6 protein-coding genes and 2 pseudogenes are annotated in these 8,501 nt (G+C 72.1%); 6 read left to right on the top strand and 2 right to left on the bottom strand.

The window, feature by feature from the left end:
- Positions 1–141: 141 nt before the first annotated feature.
- A complete protein-coding gene (gene murA, locus AB0N06_RS37150) occupies positions 142–1,482 on the bottom strand; it encodes a UDP-N-acetylglucosamine 1-carboxyvinyltransferase (protein ID WP_358857661.1) in 1,341 nt (446 codons plus the stop codon).
- A gap of 277 nt (positions 1,483–1,759) precedes the next feature.
- Here murA and AB0N06_RS37155 point away from each other — a divergent pair, with 277 nt between their 5' ends.
- The 6 genes and pseudogenes from AB0N06_RS37155 to AB0N06_RS37180 all read left to right on the top strand — a co-directional run bounded on the left by AB0N06_RS37155 (position 1,760) and on the right by AB0N06_RS37180 (position 8,314).
- Positions 1,760–2,320: a YqgE/AlgH family protein gene (locus tag AB0N06_RS37155; protein ID WP_358857662.1), complete on the top strand. Its 561-nt coding sequence runs from the start codon at positions 1,760–1,762 to the stop codon at positions 2,318–2,320.
- A 29-nt stretch (positions 2,321–2,349) separates the two neighbouring features.
- Positions 2,350–2,637: a DUF3039 domain-containing protein gene (locus tag AB0N06_RS37160; RefSeq protein WP_358857663.1), complete on the top strand. Its 288-nt coding sequence runs from the start codon at positions 2,350–2,352 to the stop codon at positions 2,635–2,637.
- Positions 2,638–2,786: 149 nt separating this feature from the next.
- Positions 2,787–3,311: pseudogene (locus AB0N06_RS37165) on the top strand (family 20 glycosylhydrolase); the annotation flags it as partial.
- A gap of 319 nt (positions 3,312–3,630) precedes the next feature.
- Entirely contained in the window at positions 3,631–4,527 is an 897-nt protein-coding gene (locus tag AB0N06_RS37170; protein ID WP_366139100.1) for an FAD binding domain-containing protein, read from the top strand.
- Positions 4,524–5,993 carry a 2Fe-2S iron-sulfur cluster-binding protein gene (locus AB0N06_RS37175; RefSeq protein ID WP_366139101.1) on the top strand — a complete coding sequence of 490 codons (1,470 nt, stop codon included), beginning with the start codon at positions 4,524–4,526 and terminating at the stop codon, positions 5,991–5,993. Before AB0N06_RS37170 ends, AB0N06_RS37175 begins: the two co-directional genes overlap by 4 nt.
- Positions 5,990–8,314 carry a molybdopterin cofactor-binding domain-containing protein gene (locus tag AB0N06_RS37180; RefSeq protein ID WP_366139102.1) on the top strand — a complete coding sequence of 775 codons (2,325 nt, stop codon included), beginning with the start codon at positions 5,990–5,992 and terminating at the stop codon, positions 8,312–8,314. Before AB0N06_RS37175 ends, AB0N06_RS37180 begins: the two co-directional genes overlap by 4 nt.
- A gap of 87 nt (positions 8,315–8,401) precedes the next feature.
- On the opposite strand, the pseudogene AB0N06_RS37185 reads toward AB0N06_RS37180, so the two are convergent.
- Positions 8,402–8,501: pseudogene (locus tag AB0N06_RS37185) on the bottom strand (RNA polymerase subunit sigma-70); the annotation flags it as partial.

Genomic DNA, 8,501 nt, shown 5'->3' on the forward strand with positions numbered 1-8,501 from the left:
CGACAACGCAGCGAGCGTGCGTGCCAGGCGTCGCCCGGCAGGCGGGACTTTCGAAACACACCCTAGGGCCTCGCGGGGGTCGGTCCGGGCCGGGGCCTTCGAAGCCCAGGGCCCCCGGGCCCCCGATCCGGCCCACGGCCGTCAGACCAGCGAGCCGCCCGGCAACTCGACCTTCGCTCCGAGCTTCTCCAGCTTCTCCATGAAGTTCTCGTAGCCACGGTTGATCAGATCGATCCCGTGCACCCGCGACGTCCCCTGTGCCGCCAGCGCGGCGATCAGGTACGAGAAACCGCCACGCAGGTCAGGAATGACCAGATCCGCGCCCTCCAGCTTCGTCGGACCGGAGACGACCGCCGAGTGCAGGAAGTTCCGCTGGCCGAAGCGGCAGTCGGAGCCGCCCAGGCACTCGCGGTAGAGCTGGATGTGCGCGCCCATCTGGTTGAGCGCGGAGGTGAACCCGAGCCGGGACTCGTACACCGTCTCGTGGACGATGGACAGCCCGGTGGCCTGCGTCAGCGCCACGACGAGCGGCTGCTGCCAGTCCGTCTGGAAGCCGGGGTGCACGTCCGTCTCCAGGGCAATGGCGTTCAGCGCGCCGCCCGGGTGCCAGAAGCGGATGCCCTCGTCGTCGATCTCGAAGGCGCCGCCGACCCGGCGGAAGGTGTTGAGGAACGTCATCATCGAGCGCTGCTGGGCGCCTCGTACGTAGATGTTGCCCTCGGTCGCCAGCGCCGCGGACGCCCAGGAGGCCGCCTCCAGACGGTCCGGGATCGCCCGGTGCGTGTACCCGTCGAGCCGGTCGACGCCCGTGATCCGGATGGTCCGGTCGGTGTCCATGGAGATGATCGCGCCCATCTTCTGCAGCACGCAGATGAGGTCCTCGATCTCCGGCTCCACGGCCGCGTTGGACAGCTCGGTGACACCCTCGGCGAGCACCGCCGTCAGCAGCACCTGCTCGGTGGAGCCCACCGACGGGTACGGCAGCCGGATCTTCGTGCCGCGCAGCCGCTGCGGGGCCTCCAGGTACTGGCCGTCGGCCCGCTTCTCGATCGTCGCGCCGAACTGCCGCAGCACGTCGAAGTGGAAGTCGATCGGCCGTCCGCCGATGTCGCAGCCGCCGAGTCCCGGAATGAAGGCGTGGCCCAGCCGGTGCAGCAGCGGGCCGCAGAACAGGATCGGGATGCGCGACGAGCCCGCGTGGGCATCGATGTCAGCGACGTTGGCGCTCTCGACATGGGTGGGGTCCAGGATCAGCTCGCCCGGCTCGTCACCGGGCCGGACCGTCACACCGTGCAACTGCAGCAGCCCCCGCACGACCCGCACGTCGCGGATGTCGGGCACATTGCGCAGCCGGCTGGGCCCGCTGCCGAGCAGCGCGGCGACCATTGCCTTCGGCACCAGGTTCTTGGCGCCTCGGACGCGGATCTCGCCCTCCAGCGGGGTTCCGCCGTGGACAAGCAGGACATCGTCTGTGCCGGTCATGAATCTCGCGTTCCGGAGTGGTCGGGCAGGGGGCCAACCGAAAGGGTAATGGCCGTCCACCCCCGGTCCATAAGGCGGCAGGGGGTGTATGAACGTCATGAAACAGCCACAACACGCTCTGCTCGCCGCGCCTCGCAGAGGGTCACCGCCCACACATGCCTCACGGGCCGTGCGCTCCCCACGCACCCGTGCGCCCTGAGCTGCGCTGGGACTCCCTCGCCGGACCGGCGCGTCACCTGGTCCCCATGGAGGGCCAAGATGCGGGATCATTTCTGCCATGACCGAGGTGTCCTCGCTCACAGGGCGACTGCTCGTGGCCACACCCGCGCTCGCGGACCCGAATTTCGACCGCGCGGTGGTGCTGCTCCTCGACCACGACGAGGAGGGTTCACTCGGCGTCGTCCTGAACCGCCCGACCCCGGTCGGCGTCGGTGACATCCTCGAGTCCTGGGCCGGCCTGACCGGCGAACCGGACGTCGTCTTCCAGGGCGGTCCGGTCTCCCTCGACTCGGCGCTCGGCGTCGCGGTGATCCCCGGCGACGAGGGGCCGCTCGGCTGGCGCAGGGTGTACGGGGCGATCGGCCTGGTGGATCTGGAGGCACCGCCGGAACTGCTGGCCGCGGCGCTCGGCTCGCTGCGGATCTTCGCGGGGTACGCGGGCTGGGGCCCCGGGCAGCTGGAGGCGGAGCTGACCGAGGGCGCCTGGTACGTGGTGGAGTCGGAGCCCGGAGACGTCTCCTCGCCGCGTCCGGAACATCTGTGGCGGGCGGTCCTGCGCCGTCAGCGCAGTGAACTCGCCATGATTGCCACCTACCCGGACGACCCTTCGCTCAACTGAACCGCGGGGCTTTCAGTACCCTGGCTGTTATGAGCACTCTTGAGCCCGAGCGCGGGGCAGGTACGGGGACCCTCGTAGAGCCGACACCGCAGGTGTCGAGCGGCGACGGCGACCACGAGCGCTACGCCCATTACGTCCAGAAGGACAAGATCATGGCGAGTGCCCTGGAGGGCACCCCCGTGGTGGCACTGTGCGGAAAGGTCTGGGTGCCGGGGCGCGACCCCAAGAAGTATCCGGTCTGTCCCATGTGCAAGGAGATCTACGAGTCCATGGGCGCCGGTGGCGACAAGGACAAGGGCGGCAAGGACAAGAAGTAGTCCGTCCGCAAGACCGTTCGGGCCGAGCCCCCGGAGCGCGCTGATGCGCGCCCCGGGGGTTTTGCGTACAGCCGTCATTTCCGTGTGCGTGGCGCGGGCTGTACCGGCGCCCACGCGCGGCACGGTGAGCCGGCGGGCCCGGTCGAGGTGTCGAGGGCGGCCTCGCGGACGGCGCGGCGGTGTCGTCGTGGCGCGGGTACGCGGGTGGCATCGCCGCCGCCGAGGCCGGGCACGATGTCGTGATGTGCCCGGAGCAGCAGGTCTATCTGGACCACCGTCAGCACGGCGGCCCCGACGAGCCGATGCCCATCGGGTACGTACGCACCCTGGAGGACGTGTACCGCTTCGAACCCGTACCGCCGGGCCTGACCGACGAGGCGATCCGTCACATCCTGGGCACCCAGGCCAACGTGTGGACCGAGGTCATGCAGAACCGGTTCCGCGTCGACTACCAGGTCTTTCCGCGGCTCGCGGCGTTCGCGGAGGTCGCCTGGTCGGCACTGCCCGCCTCCGTCGACCGGGACTTCGCCGACTTCGAGCGCCGGATGACCACGCACTATGCCCGACTTGACGCGCTCGGCGTCGATTACCGCCCGCCGGGCGGCCCGTTGCCGTGGCAGAAGCGCCCCGGCATCCTCGGACGTCCGATCGAGGGTGCGCCCCCGAACGTGTGATCCCGCTCGCGGACCGGGGCACGGCCACCGCGGTTCCTGGGACCGTGGTGGCCGGAAGCGCTCTCGCCGGCCCTGCCGGAACCGCGCTTCCCTGGAAGGGAATAAGTCGTACAAGGCTTGCCGAAGAGTGGCAATTCGCACTCTGTGCATAAGGGGCGCGAAACGGGAGCATCCCCCAGGTCGGGGGCGGATGCGCCCTTCGCGGACCCTCGCGTCGGTCCGATCAGAAGATGTGCCAGAGTTGCCACGTCCGGGCTTTGAGCACGTACCGTACGGCGAAACAAGCGGGACGCCGGGACACCGGGAAGGGGCAGCTGGGTTGACCACGCACGCACCGCAGGCGACGCAGACGGTGATGCTGCCCGCCTCGCTCGACGAGGCAGTGGCGGCACTGGGCGCCATGCCGGCCGCCGTTCCTGTGGCCGGCGGCACGGACTTGATGTCGGCCGTCAACAAGGGGCTGCTGCGCCCCTCCGGACTCGTCGGTCTCGGCCGCATCAGCGAGCTCCGCGGCTGGCACTACCAGGACGGTCACGCACTGCTCGGCGCCGGGCTCACCCACGCACGCATGGGCCGGCCCGACTTCGCCGCACTGATCCCCGCCCTGGCCGCGTCCGCGCGCGCCGCGGGCCCGCCCCAGATTCGTAACGCCGGGACGCTCGGCGGCAACATCGCCACCGCGGCCCCGACCGGCGACGCCCTTCCCGTGCTTGCCGCCCTGGAGGCGGAGCTCGTCATCGCGGGCCCGGACGGCGCCCGCCGCGAGATTCCCGTCTCGCACCTGCTGGCCGGCCGGGAGATGCTCGAACCCGCGGAGCTGATCGCCTTCATCCGCGTACCGCTGCTGCACGCCCCCCAGGTCTTCTTCAAGGCGACCGGCCGCACCGGCCCCGGCCGCGCCACCGCATCCGTCGCGATCGTCCTCGACCCGGCCCGGCGCGGAGTGCGCTGCGCGGTCGGCGCGATCGCACCGATGCCGCTGCGTCCGCTGGAGGCCGAGCGCTGGATCACCTCGCTGATCGACTGGGACGGCGAACGGGGCTTGGCGCCCGACGCGCTGGCCGCCTTCGGCGAGTACGTCGCCGCCGCCTGCATCCCGGACCAGCCGCCGCCCGCCGACGGGGGAGAGGCGCCACCGCTGCCCCCCGCCGTACTGCATCTGCGGCGTACGGTCGCCGCGCTCGCCCGACGCGCGCTGGGGAGGGCACTGTCGTGAGCAACAGCAACGCCGACAACAGGAACAACGAGGGCACCGCCGACGAGCACGGCGGCTGGCAGCCGACCGCGCAGGGCGGCGAGTACGACGCCGAGGCGACCGCCTTCGTCCAGCTGCCCCCGGAGGACCTGGCGAACATCCCGCTGGCCGCTCCCGGCCAGGGCTACGTACCGCCGATGATCGTGCCGCTGACCCCTGCGGCCGGGCTCGACCCGACGGCGACGGGCAGCTGGGTCGTGCAGACGCGGAGTACACACGGCCAGGAGACGGAGCATCAGGCGACGGGCGCGGTGCACTGGCCGGACCCGAACGAGCAGCTGCATGAGCAGCACCAGCAGCACCAGCAGCTTCCGGAGTACCCGCAGCACGAGGTGTACCCGCAGCAGGGCGAGACGTCGGCCCCGACCGGCGAGTGGAACGTCGCCGAGGCGACGGCCGCCGAGACCTCCGGCCATACCGGCCAGTGGACGATCCCGGTCGCCGAGGGCGACCTGCCGGAGGAGTCCGGCGAGTTCGCGGCCTCGGCGACGGTGTCCCAGTGGTACGCGGACCGGACGCCATCGGCCACGCTGCCGGGTGGCGCGCCCGCGCCGTGGGCGACGCAGCCGGAGGCTCCCGAGGTTTCCGAGACGGCCGCAGAGGGCACGGCGGACACCCCGGCACTGGGCACGAACCTCACGCAGGCCCCGGCCCCGGACGCCACCGGGTCGGAAACGGCCGAGCCGCCGACGGAGCCCGTCGCCGACACCACGGTCACCCCCGAGCAGGCCCTCCCCACCGACCCCCCTCACGACACCGCCTTCGACGCACCCCTCGACGCGCCCCTCGACACGTCCCCCGACACCCTCAGCGAGCACCCGTCCGCCTCCTACGTCCTGCATGTGAACGGCGCAGACCGCCCCGTCACGGACGCCTGGATCGGCGAGTCCCTGCTCTACGTGCTCCGGGAGCGTCTCGGCCTCGCCGGAGCCAAGGACGGCTGCTCGCAGGGCGAGTGCGGTGCCTGCAGCGTCCAGGTCGACGGCCGCCTCGTCGCCTCCTGCCTGGTCCCCGCGGCCACCGCGGCGGGCAGCGAGGTCCGTACGGTCGAGGGCCTGGCCGTCGACGGCGAGCCGTCCGACGTGCAGCGCGCCCTGGCCGACTGCGGCGCCGTCCAGTGCGGTTTCTGCATCCCCGGCATGGCCATGACCATCCACGATCTGCTGGAGGGCAACCACGCCCCCAGCGAACTGGAGACCCGTCAAGCGCTCTGCGGCAACCTCTGCCGCTGCGCCGGCTACCGCGGCGTCATGGACGCCGTCAACGAGGTCATCGCGGGCCGCGAGGCGAGCGCCGAGGCCGCCACGGAGCCCGGCGCCGCCACCGCGTCCGCGGATGCGCATTCCACCGAGGCCCGCATCCCGCACCAGGCGGCGCCCGGTGCCGGTAGTGTCCAGCCCCATCTGCAGGACGGAGGCCTGGCGTGAGCGACGCAGCCACTGCCACCCACACGGCACTCACCATTCCGCCGGTGGACGGCCGCGGCGCCGAGCCGCCCGTACGCGGCATCGGCGCCTCGCTGCCGCCCGCCGACACCCGCGCCAAGACCCAGGGCACGTTCCCGTACGCGGCCGACCTCTGGGCCGAGGGACTGCTCTGGGCGGCCGTGCTCCGTTCCCCGCACCCGCACGCCCGCATCCTGTCCATCGACACCACGGGCGCCACGGAGATGCCCGGCGTCCGTGCGGTCGTCACCCACGAGGACGTCCCCGGCGACGCAGCGTACGGACGCCGGGTCGTCGACCGCCCCGTCTTCGCCTCCGAACTGGTCCGCCACCACGGCGAACCGATCGCCGCGGTCGCCGCCGACCACCCCGACACGGCCCGCCTCGCCGCGGCGGCGATCGTCGTCGAGTACGAGGTCCTCGAACCGGTCACCGACCCGGAGAAGGCGTTCGCCGCGGAGCCCCTGCACCCCGACGGCAACCTCATCCGCCACATCCCGCTGTGCTACGGCGACCCGGAGGTCACGGGCGACGTCATCGTCGAGGGCCTGTACCGCATCGGCCGCCAGGACCCCGCCCCGATCGGCGCCGAGGCCGGACTCGCCGTGCCGCGCCCCGACGGCGGCGTGGAGATCTACACCGCCTCCACCGACCCGCACACCGACCGCGACCTCGCCGCCGCCTGCTTCGGCCTCGAACCGGACCGGGTGAAGATCGTCGTCACCGGCGTTCCCGGCGCGACCGGCGACCGCGAGGACCCGGGCTTCCAGCTCCCGCTCGGCCTGCTCGCCCTGCGCACCGGCTGCCCGGTCAAACTGGCCGCCACCCGCGAGGAGTCCTTCCTCGGCCACGCCCACCGCCACCCGACGCTGCTCCGCTACCGCCACCACGCGGACGCGGAAGGCAGGCTGGTCAAGGTCGAGGCACAGATCCTCCTCGACGCGGGCGCGTACGCCGACGCCTCGTCCGAGTCCCTGGCCGCCGCGGTCGCGTTCGCCTGCGGTCCGTATGTCGTCCCGCACGCCTTCATCGAGGGCTGGGCGGTCCGTACGAACAACCCGCCGTCCGGCCATGTGCGCGGCGAGGGCGCCATGCAGGTCTGCGCGGCGTACGAGGGCCAGATGGACAAGCTGGCCACCAAACTCGGCATCGACCCGGCCGAACTCCGCCTCCGTAACTCGCTCTCCACCGGCGACATCCTCCCGACCGGCCAGACGGTGACGTGCCCCGCCCCCGTGGCCGAACTCCTGTGTGCGGTCCGGGACTTCCCGCTCCCCGCGCTCCCCAAGGACTCCCCGGAGGACGGCTGGCTGCTTCCCGGCGGGCTGGAGGGCGCAGGCGAACCCGGTGCCGTACGCCGGGGCGTCGGCTACGCACTCGGCATGGTCCACATGCTCGGAGCCGAAGGCGCGGACGAGGTCTCCACCGCCACGGTCAGGGTCCACAACGGCGTCGCCACGGTCCTCTGCGCCGCGGTCGAAACGGGCCAGGGCTTCAGTACCCTGGCCCGCCAGGTCGTCCAGGAGACCCTGGGCATCGAAGAGGTCCACGTGGCCGCGGTCGACACCGACCAGCCCCCGGCGGGCCCGTCCACACACGGCCGCCACACCTGGGTCTCCGCCGGAGCGGTGGAACGCGCCGCCAAGATGGTCCGCACCCAGCTCCTCCAGCCCCTGGCCCACAAGTTCGGCATGTCCACCGAGCTGCTCCAGATCACGGACGGCAAGATCACCTCGTACGACGGGGTGCTGTCCACGACCGTCACGGAGGCGATGGACGGCAAGGAACTCTGGGCCACCGCCCAGTGCCGCCCCCACCCGACCGAGCCGCTCGACGAGTCCGGCCAGGGCGACGCGTTCGTCGGCCTCGCCTTCTGCGCGATCCGCGCGGTCGTGGACGTCGACATCGAACTCGGGTCGATCCGCGTGGTCGAGATGGCGGTGGCCCAGGACGTGGGCCGGATCCTCAACCCGTCCCAACTGGCGGCCCGTATCGAAGCAGGCGTCACCCAGGGCATCGGCGCAGCCCTGACGGAGAACCTCCGCACGACCCGCGGTGTGATCCGCCACCCCGACCTCACGGGTTACGCCCTCCCCACCTCCCTTGACGCCCCCGACATTCGCATCGTCAAACTTGTCGAAGAGCGAGACGTAGTAGCCCCCTTCGGCGCCAAGCCGGCCTCGGCGGTCCCGGTGGTCACGTCCCCGGCAGCGGTGGCCGCGGCAGTCCGTGCGGCGACCGGCCGCCCGATCAACCGCCTTCCGATTCGACCCCAGGCGGCGGTGGCGGCCCCCAAGTCCTGAGCCCTGCACCGATGATGTGATCCGGGTTGCAGATGCAACCCGGAGGTGGAGCAGGCTGCGGCGGAAGCTGCGGCGGGTAGGGCCGTGCGCCAGCGGCACCTGGGCGGCGATCCGGTCGTCGGAGCGGTCGCGCCAGGACGCGGCGACCGTGTCCTGTCCGGTACGGGCCAGGGCGCGCAGGCTCCGC

Origin of the sequence: Streptomyces sp. NPDC051020 (assembly GCF_040683105.1) — a bacterium.
Classification (GTDB): Bacteria; Actinomycetota; Actinomycetes; order Streptomycetales; family Streptomycetaceae; genus Streptomyces.

What these genes read in the sequence shown, in the direction of transcription:
- murA (WP_358857661.1), bottom strand. Translation starts at nt 1,482, where the DNA reads ATGACCGGCACAGACGATGTCCTGCTTGTCCACGGCGGAACCCCGCTG.
- AB0N06_RS37155 (WP_358857662.1), top strand. Translation starts at nt 1,760, where the DNA reads ATGACCGAGGTGTCCTCGCTCACAGGGCGACTGCTCGTGGCCACACCC.
- AB0N06_RS37160 (WP_358857663.1), top strand. Translation starts at nt 2,350, where the DNA reads ATGAGCACTCTTGAGCCCGAGCGCGGGGCAGGTACGGGGACCCTCGTA.